A 16831-nucleotide genomic window follows, 5' to 3' on the forward strand; every position below is an offset into this window, starting at 1 on the left:
CTGTGTTTCCGTTCCGTGTTTCTGTTCCGTGTTTCCGTGCGTGGTACGGACCGGGCGGGCCGGCCCGTACCACGCGGGGACTCAGAGGTCGAAGACCTCGGCCGTCAACTGGGCGTGCTCGGCCTGGTGGCGCTTGGCCGAGCCGACCGCCGGGGACGACGACGACGGGCGCGAGACCCGGCGCAGCCGGTCGGCGTTCGGCACCGGCCCGGAGCCGATGATCAGGTCCAGGTGGTCGACCAGGTTGAGCGCGATGAACGGCCACGCCCCCTGGTTGGCCGGCTCCTCCTGGGCCCAGACGAACGTCGAGGCACCGCTGTAGCGCGCCAGCTCCGCCTGGATCTCCGCGCCGGGCAGCGGGTACAGCCGCTCCAGCCGGACGATCGCCGTGTCCTTCGCGCCGCGCTTCTGCCGCTCGGCGTCGAGGTCGTAGTAGACCTTGCCGGAGCAGAAGACGACCTTGCGGACCGCCGCCGGGTCGACGGAGTCGTCGCCGATGACCGGCCGGAAGCCGCCCGAGGTGAACTCCTCCGTCCGCGACGCCGCCGCCTTCATCCGCAGCATGGACTTCGGGGTGAAGACCACCAGCGGCTTGTGGTGCGGGTTGTGGACCTGCCAGCGCAGCAGGTGGAAGTAGTTCGACGGCAGGGTGGGCATCGCGACGGTCATGTTGTTCTGCGCGGAGAGCTGCAGGAACCGCTCGATACGGGCCGAGGAGTGGTCCGGGCCCTGGCCCTCGTAGCCGTGCGGCAGCAGCAGCACGACGCCGGAGGACTGGCCCCACTTCTGCTCGGCGGAGGAGATGAACTCGTCGACGACGGTCTGCGCGCCGTTGACGAAGTCGCCGAACTGCGCCTCCCACAGCACCAGGGAGTCCGGGCGGGCCAGCGAGTAGCCGTACTCGAAGCCCATGGCCGCGTACTCGCTGAGCAGCGAGTCGTAGACGTTGTAGCGGGCCTGGTCCGGGGCGAGGTAGTTCAGCGGGGTGTAGTCCTCGCCGGTCTTCTGGTCGACGAGCACCGCGTGCCGCTGGCCGAACGTGCCGCGGCGGGAGTCCTGGCCGGCGAGCCGGACCGGGGTGCCCTCCATCAGCAGCGAGCCGAACGCCAGCGTCTCGCCCATGCCCCAGTCGATCGTGCCGTCCTCGACCATGGACACCCGGCGCTGCAACTGCGGCAGCAGCCGCGGGTGCACCGAGACCTGGTCGGGCAGGCTGACCTGGGAGTCGGCGATCCGCTTGACGACCTCCTCGGAGACGGCCGTGTCCAGGCCCACCGGGAAGCCGGGCAGCGCGTGCGGCGGCACCTCGGCCGGCGCCGGCGTCTCGGTGGCGTCCCGCACCTCGGTGAAGACCTTCTCCAACTGCCCCTGGAAGTCCTGCAGGGCCTGCTCGGCCTCTTCCATGGTGATGTCGCCGCGGCCGATCAGCGACTCGGTGTAGAGCTTGCGCACCGAGCGCTTCTTGTCGATCAGCTCGACCATCTGCGGGTTGGTGAACTGCGGGTTGTCGCCCTCGTTGTGCCCGCGGCGGCGGTAGCAGATGAGGTCGATGACCACGTCCTTGTTGAACGCCTGGCGGTACTCGAAGGCCAGCCGCGCGACGCGCACGACGGCCTCGGGGTCGTCGCCGTTGACGTGGAAGATCGGCGCCTCGATCATGCGGGCCACGTCCGTGGCGTACATCGAGGAGCGCGCGGACTCCGGCGGGGCGGTGAAGCCGACCTGGTTGTTGATGACGACGTGCACCGTGCCGCCGCAGCGGTAGCCGCGCAACTGCGACATGTTGAGCGTCTCGGCCACCACGCCCTGGCCGGCGAACGCGGCGTCGCCGTGCAGCGCCAGCGGCAGCACGGTGAAGTCCGTACCGCCCTTGCCGATGATGTCCTGCTTGGCGCGGACCACGCCCGCCAGCACCGGGTCGACGGCCTCCAGATGGGAGGGGTTGGCGGTGAGCGAGACCTTGATCTGCTCGCCGTCCAGGCCGGTGAACGTGCCCTCCGTGCCCAGGTGGTACTTCACGTCGCCGGAGCCGTGCATCGACTTCGGGTCGAGGTTGCCCTCGAACTCGCGGAAGATCTGCGCGTACGACTTGCCGACGATGTTCGCCAGCACGTTGAGCCGGCCGCGGTGGGCCATGCCGATGACGACCTCGTCGAGGCGGGACTCGGCCGCGGCGTCGATGACCGCGTCCAGCAGCGGGATGACGGACTCGCCGCCCTCCAGCGAGAAGCGCTTCTGGCCGACGTACTTCGTCTGCAGGAACGTCTCGAACGCCTCCGCGGCGTTCAGCCGGCGCAGGATGCGCAGTTGCTCCTCGCGCTCCGGGGTGTCATGCGGGCGCTCCACGCGCTCCTGGATCCACTTGCGCTCCTTCGGATCCTGGATGTGCATGTACTCGATGCCGGTGGTGCGGCAGTACGAGTCGCGCAGGACGCCGAGGATGTCGCGCAGCTTCATCATCGCCTTGCCGGCGAAGCCGCCGACGGCGAACTCCCGCTCCAGGTCCCAGAGCGTCAGACCGTGCTCGTTGACGTCGAGGTCGGGGTGCTTGCGCTGCTTGTACTCCAGCGGGTCGGTGTCGGCCATCACGTGGCCGCGGACCCGGTAGGAGTGGATCAGGTCGAAGACCCGGGCCGCCTTGGTGACGTCGTCGTCGTGGCTGGCATCGATGTCGCGGAGCCAGCGGACCGGCTCGTAGGGGATGCGCAGGGACTTGAAGACCTCGTCGAAGAAGTCGTTCTCGCCCAGCAGCAACTGGTGCATGATCCGCAGGAACTCGCCGGAGGCGGCGCCCTGGATGACGCGGTGGTCGTACGTCGACGTGAGCGTCATGACCTTGGAGACGCCCAGCTTGTTCAGGGTGTCCTGGGAGGTGCCCTGGAACTCGGCGGGGTAGTCCATCGCGCCGACGCCGAGGATCATGGACTGGCCGGGCATCAGCCGCGGCACGGAGTGGACGGTGCCGATGCCGCCGGGGTTGGTGAGCGAGCACGTCACCCCGGTGAAGTCGTCCATCGTGAGCTTGTTGGCCCGGGCGCGGCGGACGATGTCCTCGTACGCCTGCCAGAACTCGAAGAAGTTGAGCGTCTCGGCCTTCCTGATGGCCGCGACGACGAGCTGGCGGTCGCCGTTCGGCTTGACCAGGTCGATGGCCAGGCCGAGGTTGACGTGCTCGGGCTTGACCAGGGTGGGCTTGCCGTCCTTCTGGGCGAAGGAGTGGTTCATCGACGGCATCAGCTTCATCGCCTGCACCATCGCGTACCCGATGAGGTGCGTGAAGGAGACCTTCCCGCCGCGGGCGCGCTTGAGGTGGTTGTTGATGACGATGCGGTTGTCGAAGAGCAGCTTCACCGGGACCGCGCGGACGGACGTGGCCGTCGGCAGCTCCAGCGAGGCGTTCATGTTCTTGGCGACGGCGGCGGCCGGCCCCCGGAGGGTGACCAGCTCGGGGCCCCCGGGCGCGGCGGCCGGCGCCTCGGCGGCCGGCTTCGCCGCTGCCAGCTTCGCGGCGGGCGGTGCCGGCGGGGCCGCGGGCGGGGCGGGCGCCGCTGCCGCCGGCCTGGCCGGCGGCGGGGCCACCGGCCTGCCGTCGACGGCGGGCGGGGTGGCGGGCGCCGCGGGCTGCTGCGGCGCGGCCGGGGCCTGCGGAGCCGGCGGTGCGGCGGGAGCGGGCTGGGCCGCCTGCGTCGCCGCCCCCTGCTTCCCGCCGGCGGTGCCCGGCTTGTAGTCGGCGAAGAAGTCCCACCAGGCCCGGTCTACCGAGTTGGGGTCCTGGAGGTACTGCTGGTAGATCTCGTCGACGAGCCACTCGTTGGGACCGAAGGCGGCAGCAGGGTCCCGGCCCTGGCTGGGCTCTTCGGTCCGGACGCTCGACGAGCTGCTCTTAGGGGACTGTGACGACACGGCGGCAACCGCCCTCTTCCGCTTCACAAGGTGATGGACAGCGGAACACAAGGCTACGCCCCCGGTGCTGGTACGTGCAGGCCGCATCGGCCGGAGGTCGCGTAAGTCACAGTGCGCAGATGGTTTGCGCTCCGGATGTGGCGGGAAAACGAGAAAGTTTGCCTGTGTGCGGCATGGGAGAGTCGGAGCGGTGGCGCCGCGCCCCGTCCTCGTACCGGGCCGTTCACCGGCTGCTCTGCCGCCGTTGCGGGACCGTTCCCGCGCTCGACCATGGTCAAGTCTAGGTCAAGTCCCGAACGAGCGTTAACCCGGAAGGGTGAGCTTGATCCGGCAGCCGCGGGGGGATTCAGCCACCCCGATCCGGCCGCCGTGCAGATCCACCGCCCAGCGCGCGATGGCCAGCCCCAGCCCGGTGCCGCCGCCGTCCGCCCCGTAGTCGCCGAGCACCGCGCCCTCCCGGCCGCGGTTGAAGCGCTCGAAGACCCGGTGCCGCTCGGCGGCGGGGATGCCGGGGCCCTCGTCGAGCACCTCCACCTCCAGCGCGTCCGGCTGCGGGCCGGCGCGGGCGCGCACCATGACCCGGCCGCCGGGCGGGCTGTGCTTCACGGCGTTGTCGATCAGGTTCGCCATCACCTGGTGCAGCCGCTCGGGGTCGGCCTGTGCGACCAGCTCGGGCGGCCAGACGTCCAGGTGCAGCCGGACGTCGCCGCGGCCCCGGGGGCCGGGGGCGTCGCCGGCTGCCTCCGGGGCGCCGGCGACGCCGTGGGCGCCGCTGCCGAAGTGCGCCTCCTTCAGTACGCCCGCGAGGTACGCCTCCACCGAGAACCGCCGCAGCCGCAGCGGCACCACCCCGCTGTCGATCCGCGACAGGTCCAGCAACTGCTCCACCAGCCGGCCCAGGCGCTCCGTCTGGCGCAGCGCCGTACGCATCGTGTCCGGGTCGGCCTCCGAGACCCCGTCCACCACGTTCTCCAGCACGGCGCGCAGGGCGGCGATCGGGGTGCGCAGCTCGTGCGAGACGTTGGCGACCAGCTCCTTGCGGTGCCGGTCGACGGACTGCAGGTCCGCCGCCATGCGGTTGAAGGTCTGCGCCAGCTCGCCGAACTCGTCCCGGCGCCGGGTGGCCAGCCGGGCGGTGTAGTCGCCGTGGGCCATGGCGCGGGTGACCGCGGTCATCTGCACCAGCGGCGACGTCAGCCGCTGGCCCACGAACTGGGTGATCAGCAGCGACGCGATGAGCGAGAAGACCGTGATCAGCCGGACCTCGGTGGACGAGCGGATCGCCACCCACACCAGGCCGGTGGCGATCACCACCGAGCCGATGACCAGCGCACCCAGCGCGGCGTTGACCGACCGCACCGGATCCAGCGGGCGCAGCGCGTCCCACACCCGGCGCCAGAACCCGGTTCCCGCGCCGCCGTCCGGCACCGTCATGTGACGGGGGTCTCCAGCGCGTATCCCACGCCGTGGACCGTACGGATCCGCTCTGCGCCTATCTTGCGGCGCAGCGCCTTGATGTGGCTGTCGACGGTGCGCGTCCCCGAGGCGTCCTCCCACTCCCAGACCTCCACCAGGAGCTGCTCGCGGGAGAGCACCGCCCGCGGCTGGTTGGCCAGGCACGCCAGCAGCTCGAACTCCGTCGGCGTCAGATGGACGTCGTCCCCGCCGACCCGCACCCGCCGCTCGGTGTGGTCGATCTCCAGCTCACCCAGGCGCAGCGTGTCGTCCCGGGCGGCGCCCGCCGCCAGCGTGGCTCTCTCCACGCGGCGCAGCAGGACGTGCACCCGCGCGGCCAGCTCCCGCATGGAGAAGGGTTTGGTCATGTAGTCGTCGGCGCCGACGCCGAGGCCGACGAGCATGTCCGTCTCGTCGTCCCGCGCGGTCAGCATCAGCACCGGTACGAGCCGCTCGGCCTGCACCCGGCGGCACACCTCCAGCCCGTCGAAGCCGGGCAGCATCACGTCGAGCACGAGCAGGTCAGGCCCCCATTCCGCCGCGGTCGCCACCGCGGCGGGGCCGTCGCCCGCCGTCCGTACCTGGAAGCCCTCGGCGCGCAGCCGCGCCGATATCGCCTGCCCGATCGTGGGGTCGTCCTCGACGACCAGCACTCTTCGCTGGGCGCCGGGAGTCACTGCGGCCGCGTGGTCAGCGCGGCCGTTCAGGGCTTGTCTGTCTGCCATGTGTTCGTGGCCCTCGCCGTCTCTTCCCCGTAGGCCGTAGGCCCTCCGCTTCAGCTAGCAGCGTATGGGGAGGTGACGCGCCTCGGCTACGGGGAACGAAGAGCCCCCGGCCGCGTTGTGGGCCGCGCCGTGGACGCGGGCCGGCGCGGGCGGACGGCGAGGTGGACGGCGTCGGGTACGCCGCGGCGTACCGGGATCTCCTCCGTGCGTACGTCCGTGAAGCCGGCGGTGCGCAGCGCGGCCTCGAAGGCGGGGGAGGGGCGGGCGGACCAGACGGCGAGGACGCCGCCGGGGGCGAGGCGGTCGCGGCAGGCGGCGAGGCCGGCGGGGGCGTAGAGGCCGGAGTTGCCGTCGGTGACGGTCCAGTCGGGGCCGTTGTCGATGTCGAGGCAGACGGCGTCGTACGGGCCGGAGGCGGTGGCGAGGTGGTCCAGGAGATCGGCCTCGACGAGCTCGACGCGGGGGTCGGCGAGGGCCGCGCCGCTGAGGCGGGCGAGGGGCGGGCTGTCAGCCGGGCCGCCCGCAGAGCCGTCAGCCGGGCCCGCCGCGGGGCCGTCAGCCGGGGCGCCCGCAGAGCCGTCAGCCGGGGCCTCTGCCGCGCCGCCTGGCGAGCCGTCTGCCGGGCTGGTGGCGGGGCCGTCGGCCGAGCCGGGCTTCGTGCCCTCCGCCGGGCCGGGCTGGCCGGCCGCCGGGCGCGTGTGCCACTCGATGACCGCCGGTTCACGCTCGACGACCGTGATCCGCCCCCAGCGCGCGTCCGCCGCCGCCTCGGCGAGCGAGAAGCCCACGCCGAGCCCGCCGATCAGCACCGCCGGTGCCGCCGTGGTCCCGTCCAGCGCCTGCGCCGCGGCCCGGATCAGCAGCCGCTCGGAGCGGCCGTCGGAGGTGTCCATGAGGAAGACGCCGTTCGCGATGATCTCGTGGTGGGCGCCGCGCCGGCGCAGCACGACCTCTCCGTACGGGCCGGACCTGCGGTCGACCGTCACGGCGCGCGCCGTCTCGTCGTCGCTGCTCATGGCCCCCATCCTGCCCGATCCTGCCCGATCGCTCACAGCGAACAGACGGCCGGGAACATCGCGGCACCCTCCCGGGTTGAGCCCACGTAACTCAACTTGCATGCCGAAGGGGAGATCAATGGCTACTGAGTCCCGCTCGAATACGCCGCTGGCCCTGCCCGTCCTGCCGCTCGACTCCTCGGACTCCTCCGACTACGCAGTCGTGCTCCCCGGCATGGTCGTGCCGCTCGACCTCTCGGACCGCGAGGTGCGGGCCGCGGTCGAGGCCGCGCAGGCCGCGGCGCGCGGCAGCGGACACAAGCCCAGGGTGCTGCTCGTCCCACGGGTTGACGGCACGTACGTGGGCACCGGTGTCCTCGGCCGTGTCGAGCAGGTCGGCAGGCTTGCCGACGGCGACCCCGGTGCGCTGATCCGCGGCGTCGCCCGGATCCGTATCGGTGCCGGCACGACCGGCCCCGGGGCCGCGCTGTGGGTGGAGGGCACGGAGATCGAGGAGTCCGTACCGGACCCTGTTCCCGGCGCCGTCACCGAGCTGATGAAGGAGTACAAGGCGGTCGCCACCGACTGGCTGCGCAAGCGTGGCGCCTGGCAGGTCGTGGACCGCGTGCAGCAGATCGACGACGTCGGCCAGCTCGCCGACAACTCGGGCTACTCGCCGTTCCTCAGCACCGAGCAGCGCGTGGAGCTGCTGGAGACCGCCGACCCGGTGGCCCGGCTCAAGCTGGCCACGCAGTGGCTGAAGGAGCACCTGGCGGAGCAGGACGTCGCCGAGTCCATCGCGAAGGACGTCCAGGAGGGCGTCGACAAGCAGCAGCGCGAGTTCCTGCTGCGGCGCCAACTGGAGGCCGTACGCAAGGAGCTGCGCGAGCTGAACGGCGAGCCCGACGGCGAGGAGTCCGACGACTACCGCGCCCGGGTCGAGGGCGCCGACCTGCCCGAGAAGGTCCGCGAGGCGGCCCTGAAGGAGGTCGACAAGCTGGAGCGCGCCTCCGACGCCTCGCCGGAGAACGGCTGGATCAGGACGTGGCTCGACACCGTCCTGGAGATGCCGTGGAACGAGCGCACCGAGGACGCGTACGACATCACCGGCGCCAAGGAGATCCTGGACGCCGACCACGCGGGCCTGGAGGACGTCAAGGAGCGCATCACCGAGTACCTGGCCGTGCGCAAGCGCCGCGCGGAGCGGGGCCTGGGCCTCGTCGGCGGCCGGCGCGGCGGCGCGGTGCTCGCGCTCGTCGGCCCGCCCGGCGTCGGCAAGACGTCGCTGGGCGAGTCCGTGGCGCGGGCCATGGGCCGGAAGTTCGTACGGGTCGCGCTCGGCGGCGTCCGCGACGAGGCGGAGATCCGCGGCCACCGGCGCACGTACGTCGGCGCGCTGCCCGGCCGGGTCGTACGGGCCGTCAAGGAAGCCGGTTCGATGAACCCGGTCGTGCTGCTGGACGAGATCGACAAGGTCGGCTCCGACTTCCGCGGCGACCCCGCCGCGGCCCTGCTGGAGGTCCTGGACCCGGCGCAGAACCACACGTTCCGCGACCACTACCTCGAAGTCGAGCTGGACCTGTCCGACGTGGTCTTCCTGGCCACCGCCAACGTCCTCGAAGCCATCCCCGAGGCGCTGCTGGACCGGATGGAACTGGTCCGCCTCGACGGCTACACCGAGGACGAGAAGGTCACCATCGCCCGCGACCACCTGCTGCCGCGGCAGTTGGAGCGCGCGGGCCTGGAGCCCGGCGAGGTCGCCGTCGAGGACGAGGCGCTGCGCAAGCTGGCCGGCGAGTACACCCGCGAGGCGGGCGTACGGAACCTGGAGCGCGCGCTCGCCAGGCTGCTCCGCAAGATCGCGGCGCAGCACGAACTGGGCGACGCGAAGCTGCCGTACCCGGTCGGCGTCGACCAGCTCCGCCCGCTGATCGGCCGTCCGCACCACACCCCGGAGTCCGCCACCGACCCCGCGGAGCGCCGCACGGCGGTCCCCGGCGTGGCGACGGGCCTGGCGGTGACGGGCGCCGGCGGCGACGTGCTGTACATCGAGGCGTCGCTGGCCGACCCCGAGTCGGGCGCCTCCGGGCTGACCCTCACGGGGCAGCTCGGCGACGTGATGAAGGAGTCGGCGCACATCGCGCTGTCCTTCCTGCGCTCGCGCGGCGCGGAGCTGGAGCTGCCGGTGGGCGACCTGAAGGACCGGGGCATCCACCTGCACGTACCGGCGGGCGCGGTCCCGAAGGACGGGCCGAGCGCGGGCGTCACGATGACGACGGCGCTGGCGTCGCTGCTCAGCGGGCGGCAGGTGCGCACGGACGTGGCGATGACCGGTGAGGTGTCGCTGACGGGCCGGGTGCTGCCGATCGGCGGCGTGAAGCAGAAGCTGCTGGCGGCGCACCGGGCGGGGGTCACCACGGTGATCATCCCGAAGCGCAACGAGCCCGACCTGGACGACGTGCCGGCGGAGGTCCTTCAGAAGCTGGAGGTCCACCCGGTCTCCGACGTCCGCCAGGTCCTGTCCCTGGCCCTGACCCCGGCCGGCGCCGCGGCCCCGGCCGGCGGCCAGGAGCTTCCCGTGGCCGCCTGACCCCGTACCGCCGCCTCCGTCCCCGAAGGCACGGCCCCTCCCGACCACCCACCCGGGAGGGGCCGTTCGGCGTGCCGGGGATCGCGTGTGCAGGAACCGCTCGTGCGTTGGTAGCGTCGTCTTACTCAAGGTCCCCGAGCCGTTGCTGGAGTCGACGTGGTCAGCCGCTTCCGTTCAGCCACCCTGGCGGCGCTGGCCGCCGCGACCCTGCTGGTCTCCGCGTGCGGGGGCGACGACTCGTCGTCGTCGGACGACAAGATCGAGGGCGCGGAGAGCAGCCCGGCGGCGTCGCCGTCGGGCGGGGGGCCAAAGGAGGCCGGGCCGGAGATCGAGTTGCCGTCGAGCGTGGAACTGGTCTTCGAGGACTGGGAGTCGGACGACCCGGAGGAGCAGGCGGTCCTGGACTCCGGTGCGCAGCGCCAGCGGGCGACGTACGAGGCCATCACGCAGAACCCGCCGAACCCGGACACGGAGTTCATCGCGCTCTACAACATGAAGGGCACGGGAGCCTGGACGTCCCTGCAGGACTGGATCGGCGAGTTCAGGGACGCCGGGGCCACCGTGGCGGGCACCTTCCGCTTCTTCGACCCGGAGGTCCGGGTCAACGGCAACGGCCTGACGGCCACGCTGCGCTTCTGCTCCGACGAACGCGAGGCGGACCAGAAGGACCGCGAGAGCGGGGAGGTGCTGGAGCAGCCGGATCCGTACGAGTTCGTCGAGTACAGCACCACGCTCCAGAAGAACGACGACGGCGACTGGCAGACGGCTGATGTCTCCAACAGCCGGGACGCGTGCGACGCAGGGGGTCTATCGAAATGAGCACCCGCAGGCTGACCACCTTCGGGCTGACGGCGGCACTGTTGCTCTTCCCTTGCGCCCAGGTCGCGCTCGCCGATCCGGAACCGGGCGGCATCGGTCTGGAAGGCGACTCGAACCCCGACGACGGCACCATCAGCGCCACCGCCACCCAGGTCGTCGTCCGGCAGACCGGCGGCGGCGGGCAGGGGGGCCAGCCCCTCAGCGCGGTGGACACGAACTGGACGCCGCCGGCCTGCTGGCACGAGCCGGTGGCCAGTCCGCGGGAGTTGCGGGACGCGGTCGAGGCCATCGAGCCCCAGTCCAACCTCGTGCCGGTGAGCAGCAGCCTCTACTGGGGCGAAGACCTCATGCTTGAGTACTACCGCGACGGCGGCGACGGAAATCCCGAGAACTACAACCTCGACAAGCAGGGCGAGGGCATGTGGTGGCGCGCTGTGCGCAACCCCAACCGGGAGGACGACGCCGCGGCGCGCGACTGCGACGACCAGCTCATGTTCTGGGCCGACAACGGCACGGAGCCCGACGTGCCCACCGCCATCACTCCCGAGATGCTCGCCGAGTACGCCTACGACTCGGTCAAGGTGCCCGACACCGAGATCGAGATGCAGCCCGGCGACGACCGGCTCAAGGTGAACCTCCCCACCTGGATCTGGCAGGAGGCCGCGTCGTTCGACGAGGTTTCGGTGCGGGCGGAGTTGCCCGGCACGGATCTGTGGGCCGAGACCACCGCCACGCCCACGAGCCTGCGGCTCGACCCGGGGACGGAGGACGCGGTCGTCCACCCGGAGGGCGGGGAGTGTGCGATCGACGACGACGGCAGCGTGGGCAGCAAGTACCGCAGAGGCGACGCCGATTCGGTGCCGGCGTGCGGGATCACGTACCACCGCTCCAGCGAGGCCGCCGGCGGCACGTACGGGCTGAAAGCGTCGATCACGTGGGAGGTCGACTGGACCGGCTCGGGCGGTACGGGCGGTGACCTGCCGGACGGCGTCTTCGAGACGACGTACGACGTGACGGTGCAGGAGATCCAGACCGTGGTGCGCTGACCGGGAGGATTCCGGCGCGGCTCATTCCTCGGTGAAGACGAAGGCGCGGCCCAGCGCCTGGTCGGTGATGCAGGTCTGCATCTCGCTCATGGTCAGCCTGTCGGCGAGGTCGGCGACGGCCAGTTCCCTGCCCTCGACGATGGTGGACCCCAGCATCATCAGCCGCGCCAGCAGGTCGGAAGCCTCCTCGCCGCCGACGGCGTCCGACTCGGGCTCGGGCGGCCGGGAGGCGTCGCGCGGCCTCGTGCGGCGCAGTGCGGTGCGGACCTCGGCCAACTCCTCCGAGCTGATCGTCAACTTGTCACTCACGGCGGCTCCTTGCCCTGATTTCTACTCGATCGGATGCCGTACCCCACCTAGTGTTCGGTCGCGGACGGGCTTTCGGCAACACGGCGGGGGGAGCGGAGGACGCACGTGGGAGACAGGCCGACCGACTGGTCCTTGGTGGGCCTGATGGGAGACCCGGTACCGGTTGAGTTAGAGGTCCTGCGGAAGTTCAGGAAGTTCTGCGAGGAACGGTACGACGACGCGGAGCGCGCTCACCTCCGCACCTACCGTCTGACCGAGCGGGTGGAATCGGCCGGTCTGGCCGGTGACTGGAAGACGGCACTCCTCGGCCGGCTGTCCTTCATGGGAGGCCAGCTGGAAGAGGAACGGCTCGCCTACTTGTATGCCGGCGAGGCGCTCGACGTCTTCGTGAGGACTGTCCGGCCGATCCAGGAGCGGGCGGACGCCGCGCTTGAGAAGGCCCGGATGGGCATGCGGCGGATGTCGACGGCGATGGAGCAGGTCGCCGCGTACGACGAGCAGAAGAAGACGCTGGAGCGGCGCGGCGGGCGCGTGGATCCGTGGGACTTACGGGAGCGCGGCCGGCAGCAGGAGTCGGCGGAGCAGGCCGCGGACGAACTCTCCCAGCACTACAAGGACGCCCACGAGGCGAAGGCCGACTTCGACAAGGTACTGGCGAGGTTCCTTGAGGAACTGCGCGATGCCCTGAGGCTCCACATGATCCGGGCCGTTCGCGGGGACGTCGAACCGGCATGGATTCCCGACGGGCCAGAGCCGAACTGGTTGGACAAGGCCCTGTACTGGCGCGACAGGGTCAAGGGGGTGGTGGAGGGCACGCTGGAGACCGGTGCGGCGATCACGGCGCAGACCCTTGACGGCGCCACCGACATCGGGGCGGAAGTCACCTTGATGATGATGGGTGCGCGGACGCCCGGCGGCCCGGGCGCGGCGTGGGCGCTGGCGGGTGACCGCACGGCGGTCTCGGCGTACTCGGGAAGCTACGCCTTCGGCGCCTACGGGGCGAAGTCCCTGGACGAGGGCCGGCTGTATGCCAACAGGCGCAACCTGATCCAGGACAGCCCTCAGGGCCAGCGCCCGCACCGCCCGCCGCCGCCCGACCGCGGACCGGGGAAGTGGACGGACGATACCCGGGAGTCGATGACGGTCGAGACCGCGGAGGCGCAGGAGCGGGCGACGGGGGTGAACTGGCCGTGGACGTACGAGTACAGGGGCAAGCGGTGGGACAACTACGAGGACGGGCACCTCGTCGACGCGAAGGCCAGCTATTCGAGCCTGATCAACAAGGAAGGAAAGTTCTACCATTTCTTGGAGAAGAAGGGGATCGACAAGGCGGAGAAGGCGATTGAAGCGGCCGGTGGCGAGCCGGTCCGCTACGTTGTCACGGACCGGGCGACCTCCCAGGTGTACCGAGAACTGTTCGATGAGAACAGCCTCCCGATCGACGTTGTCTACAGACCCTGAGAAGGACGTGCCTTCATGACACCAGAAGCCACCCCTCTGCACTTCGGCGCTTATTGGGGTGCACGGGAGGAGAGCGTGGAGCAGGTGGCCGCGCGCATCGGTGAGACGATGCGGGCGTTGGGAGACGTCCATCAAGCGCTCGGATCGTGGTGGTGGGAAGACCGCGAGGAGCCCGTCGAGCCTGGTTCGCCATGGTTCATGGACACGGTGGCAGAGGCCCGGCGGGGACATTCCGATGACGCCCCTATGGAGGGCGTCGGATACTCCATCGGCTTTCACAGCGAGCAGTTCCCGGACTACCACAGCGGGCCTGGTGCGGATGGCATGTCAAGCCTGAGGTTCCGGGCCGGTGAGAGTGCGATCCCGCGTCTGGGGAACGCGGTGTCCTTCTCCCTCCCGTTGCCAGAGGATGCACCGAGTGGACTCTACGACCTCAGCGGCATGCGCAACGCAGTGCACTGGCTCGCCGAGATCTGGCTGCCGGAACATGCGTTGTGTGCAACGCGCGCTCAGCGCGACGCTCAGGGGAACTGGATGAAGGTCAGCCCGAAAGTCGGCTGGATCACCTACCTCGGGCCCACGTACATCGACGGCATCGAGCGCGCCGAACTCCCCCACGGCGTCAAGGCCGCCCCCCGCGCCGACGGCGCCCTGCTCTGGTTCCCCCAGCCCGTCGAGGACGTCACCCCCGCCATGGTCGTCGACCTCCGCCAGGCCCTCGTCGAGGCCGGGTGTCTGCCGCCCGGTGACCAGGGCTGAGTGATACCGCCGGTCTCTCCGGAGGAGCAGCTCCGGAGAGACCGGCGGAAGTCGGGTGGCTCGTCAGCCGTTGGCCAGGGCCTGGAGGCGGTCCATGGCGCCGTTGAACTTGTTGTGGTCGCCGACCGTCGGGCCCGTCGAGGTGTACTGCCAGAAGGTGTAGAAGCTCCAGCCGGCCGGCAGCGTGCCCGGGGAGGAGGCGTAGCGGGCGATCCACAGCGGGTGGTTGCCCGCGTAGCCGCTGTAGTTGCCGGTGCACTGGGTCCACCAGTTGGTGTTCGTGTAGATCACCGCGTAGCGGCCGGTGCGCTCGCGGTAGCGGTTGAGGAAGGAGCTGATCCAGCTCCGCATCGACGCCTGGCTGAGGCCGTAGCACGTGGCGCCGTAGGGGTTGTACTCGATGTCCAGCACGCCCGGCAGCGTCTTGCCGTCGCGGGACCAGCCGCCGCCGTTGCTGGCGAAGTAGTCGGCCTGGGCGGCGCCGCTGGCGCCGTTCGGGAGGGCGAAGTGGTACGCGCCGCGGATCATCCCGATGTTGTACGAGCCGTTGTACTGCTGCGTGAAGTACGGGTTCTTGTAGCTCGTGCCCTCGGTGGCCTTGACGTACGCGAAGCGGTTGCCCGCGTTCCAGAGCGTGGACCAGTTGACGTTGCCCTGGTGGCTGGAGACGTCGACGCCCTCGACGGTCGCGAGCGGGCCGACCTCCTGGCCGGCCGCGCCGGCCGAGCCCGCGGGGGCGCCCGTGCCCTCGTGGAGGCGGACGCCGGCGCCCATGTACGCCTCGCCGGGCTCCAGGGTGCGGGGGTCCGGGTTGAGCCGGTTGCCGGCCGCGGCGGCGGGGCTGGTCAGGCCGGCGACGAGGGAGAGCGAGGTGGCCGCGGTGGCGACGGCGACGGCGAGGGAGCGGCGCCAGATGCGTGGGCGGGTGCGGACTCGGGATGACATGCGTTCCTCCGGATGTGGGGGTCCTCGGTGGTGCCGGTGCAGCCGGTGGTACCGGTGCTGCCGTGGTTCCGCTGGGCCGTGATTCCAGTGGTGCCGGTGGGCGGAGGGTGCGGAGCGTGCGGAGGTGCCGGGCGGGCGGTGCCGCCGGCTCTGGAGTGCGGCGGGAGCGACGGGGCGGCAGTGGCCCGTCCTCGTACGCCTGCGGGCCCTCGGCTCGGGCCTTGGTGTGGTCATGTCACTACGTGCTGTGCCGAAGGTAAGCGCAGGGCGCACAGGAGCGAAAGAGGGTCCGGCAGGTGCCTTTGGTCTACTCCTGCGAAATACTGGGGGAGCTGCGACTTCTGTCGCTTCTGAAGAAAACTTTCAGCCCCTGGAAAGCCGGAAGGGCCCCTGACGTGCACAAGGCCGAAACCCCCGGAGGCGGGCAGGAGAACGAGGAAAATGGTGTGGACCACGTTTTCCTCGATCTGGAGCGGGAACTCGCGGTTTTCTACCGCCGGGCCCGCGGTGTCGCGGCGGAAATGGCCCGCCAGCTCGACCCCGGACTCGAACCCGGCGCGTACGCGATGCTGGCCCAGTTGGAGGACGGCGGGCGGCGCGCCAGCGAACTCGCCGCCTACTTCCACATCGGCAAGGCGACGGTCAGCCGGCAACTGCACGCCCTGGAGGAGGTGGGCCTCGTCGACCGCGAGCCCGACCCCGCCGACGGCCGGGCGGCGCTCGTGCGGCTGACGGAGGAGGGGCGGCGGCGGGTGCTGCGCGTACGGCGGGCGCGGCACGCGGAGTACGTGCAGCGGCTCGCCCGGTGGGACCGCGGCGAGGTCGCCGAACTGGCCCGGCTGCTGCGGCGGTTCAACGAGCTGAACGAGGGCGGGGGCGGGCGGCGGTAGGGGGCGGGCCCCCGCCCCCGCCCGGCGGGCCGCCTACAGCTCCACCAGCACCGCCGACGCGTCGTCGTGCACCTTCCCCCTGCGGTACCGGCTGCGGTCCGCGTCCGCCGCCTCCGCCGCCCGTACCTCCGCCACCACGCCCTGCGGCCCCGCCTTCCGCACCCGCTGCAGCAGCGCCGTCCAGTCACCGAAGCCGAAGACCTCCGTCCAGCGCGTCACCCCGTCCGTCAGCGCCGTCAGCGCCGCCACCTCCGTACGCGGCGTGCTGCCCGCCACCGCACGCGCGGCGACCTCCGGGTCGGCGGCGGCGGTGAAGAAGCCGCCCTCGCGGTTGCGCATCTCCTCCGCGGGGCGGCTGCGCGGCAGTTGCGACAGCCGGAGGTCGAGCACCGGCCGTACCGTGCCGTCCGGCTGCTCCAGCAGCAGCGCCGCGTCGCACAGCACCAGGTGCTCCACCGTCCCGCCGTCCCAGCGCGCCGCCGCCACCGTGGCCTGCGGCGTCCGCCGGTGGGTCAGGTCGCAGCGCGGGCCGTGGGCCGCGGCGGTGCGGCGGATGGCCTCCGCCAGGCAGTCCGCGAGCGTGGCCGCGCGGGCGCCCGCCAGCTCCAGGAACGCGCCGCCGAGCCGCGCCACGAACCACGGCACCCCGTGGACGCAGCCGGTGTCCCCGTCCCGCGGCGGCGTCACGCCGTCCAGCACCACCACGGCCCCGCCGCTGCCGGAGGCGGGCAGGGCCACGGCGGCGTAGTCCTCGTTCGGGGCGGGGGGTGCGGCGGGCTCGCTGGCCAGTTCGATGCGCATGATCCCAGTCTGCCCCTACGGGCCGCGCGGCCCCCGGCGCCGGGCGGACGGCCCGGCGGCCCGCTGGCAACACGTCTTCGCTCGTTCGAGTGAGCGCGGGGGCAAAGTCCGCGTGCGTACGAGCCCTGCTGCC

General features: G+C 71.6%; 13 protein-coding genes. 6 read left to right on the top strand and 7 right to left on the bottom strand.

Features of this window, described 5'->3' with window-relative positions; all coding sequences use genetic code 11:
- Positions 1 to 81: 81 nt before the first annotated feature.
- The 4 genes from B124_RS29125 to B124_RS29140 all read right to left on the bottom strand — a co-directional run bounded on the left by B124_RS29125 (position 82) and on the right by B124_RS29140 (position 7099).
- Positions 82 to 3903: a multifunctional oxoglutarate decarboxylase/oxoglutarate dehydrogenase thiamine pyrophosphate-binding subunit/dihydrolipoyllysine-residue succinyltransferase subunit gene (locus B124_RS29125; RefSeq protein WP_496505973.1), complete on the bottom strand. Its 3822-nt coding sequence runs from the start codon at positions 3901 to 3903 to the stop codon at positions 82 to 84.
- Between the two features lie 303 nt (positions 3904 to 4206).
- Positions 4207 to 5337, bottom strand: a complete 1131-nt coding sequence (locus tag B124_RS29130) for a sensor histidine kinase (protein ID WP_496505974.1) — start codon at positions 5335 to 5337, stop codon at positions 4207 to 4209.
- Entirely contained in the window at positions 5334 to 6083 is a 750-nt protein-coding gene (locus tag B124_RS29135) for a response regulator transcription factor (protein WP_496505975.1), read from the bottom strand. Before B124_RS29135 ends, B124_RS29130 begins: the two co-directional genes overlap by 4 nt.
- 86 nt (positions 6084 to 6169) lie before the next feature.
- On the bottom strand, positions 6170 to 7099 hold the full coding sequence (locus B124_RS29140; RefSeq protein WP_496505976.1) for a spermidine synthase family protein: 930 nt from the start codon (positions 7097 to 7099) through the stop codon (positions 6170 to 6172).
- Between the two features lie 118 nt (positions 7100 to 7217).
- On the opposite strand from B124_RS29140, the gene lon reads away from it, so the two are divergent.
- From lon to B124_RS29155, 3 genes are all read left to right on the top strand, one after another.
- A complete protein-coding gene (gene lon, locus B124_RS29145) occupies positions 7218 to 9668 on the top strand; it encodes an endopeptidase La (RefSeq protein WP_496505977.1) in 2451 nt (816 codons plus the stop codon).
- Between the two features lie 156 nt (positions 9669 to 9824).
- A complete protein-coding gene (locus B124_RS29150; protein WP_496505978.1) occupies positions 9825 to 10487 on the top strand; it encodes a hypothetical protein in 663 nt (220 codons plus the stop codon).
- Positions 10484 to 11533 carry a hypothetical protein gene (locus B124_RS29155; RefSeq protein ID WP_496505979.1) on the top strand — a complete coding sequence of 350 codons (1050 nt, stop codon included), beginning with the start codon at positions 10484 to 10486 and terminating at the stop codon, positions 11531 to 11533. Before B124_RS29150 ends, B124_RS29155 begins: the two co-directional genes overlap by 4 nt.
- A 21-nt stretch (positions 11534 to 11554) precedes the next feature.
- Here the strand turns inward: B124_RS29155 and B124_RS29160 are convergent, their stop codons facing one another.
- Positions 11555 to 11842 (bottom strand): hypothetical protein, encoded by a 288-nt coding sequence (locus tag B124_RS29160; RefSeq protein ID WP_496505980.1) that lies wholly within the window; start codon positions 11840 to 11842, stop codon positions 11555 to 11557.
- 105 nt (positions 11843 to 11947) lie between these two features.
- Here B124_RS29160 and B124_RS29165 point away from each other — a divergent pair, with 105 nt between their 5' ends.
- On the top strand, positions 11948 to 13303 hold the full coding sequence (locus tag B124_RS29165; RefSeq protein WP_496505981.1) for a hypothetical protein: 1356 nt from the start codon (positions 11948 to 11950) through the stop codon (positions 13301 to 13303).
- A 534-nt stretch (positions 13304 to 13837) separates the two neighbouring features.
- Positions 13838 to 14062 carry a hypothetical protein gene (locus tag B124_RS29170; RefSeq protein ID WP_496505982.1) on the top strand — a complete coding sequence of 75 codons (225 nt, stop codon included), beginning with the start codon at positions 13838 to 13840 and terminating at the stop codon, positions 14060 to 14062.
- A gap of 63 nt (positions 14063 to 14125) precedes the next feature.
- Here the strand turns inward: B124_RS29170 and B124_RS29175 are convergent, their stop codons facing one another.
- The gene (locus B124_RS29175; protein ID WP_496505983.1) at positions 14126 to 15007 is read right to left on the bottom strand and encodes a lysozyme; all 882 of its coding nucleotides are present in this window, start codon (positions 15005 to 15007) and stop codon (positions 14126 to 14128) included.
- A 446-nt stretch (positions 15008 to 15453) separates the two neighbouring features.
- Here B124_RS29175 and B124_RS29180 point away from each other — a divergent pair, with 446 nt between their 5' ends.
- On the top strand, positions 15454 to 15897 hold the full coding sequence (locus tag B124_RS29180; protein ID WP_496505984.1) for a MarR family winged helix-turn-helix transcriptional regulator: 444 nt from the start codon (positions 15454 to 15456) through the stop codon (positions 15895 to 15897).
- Between the two features lie 33 nt (positions 15898 to 15930).
- On the opposite strand, the gene B124_RS29185 is transcribed toward B124_RS29180, so the two are convergent.
- Positions 15931 to 16698, bottom strand: coding sequence for a protein phosphatase 2C domain-containing protein (locus B124_RS29185; protein ID WP_496505985.1), 768 nt, complete (start codon positions 16696 to 16698; stop codon positions 15931 to 15933).
- Between the last annotated feature and the right edge of the window lie 133 nt (positions 16699 to 16831).

This window comes from Streptomyces sp. CNP082, assembly GCF_059570535.1.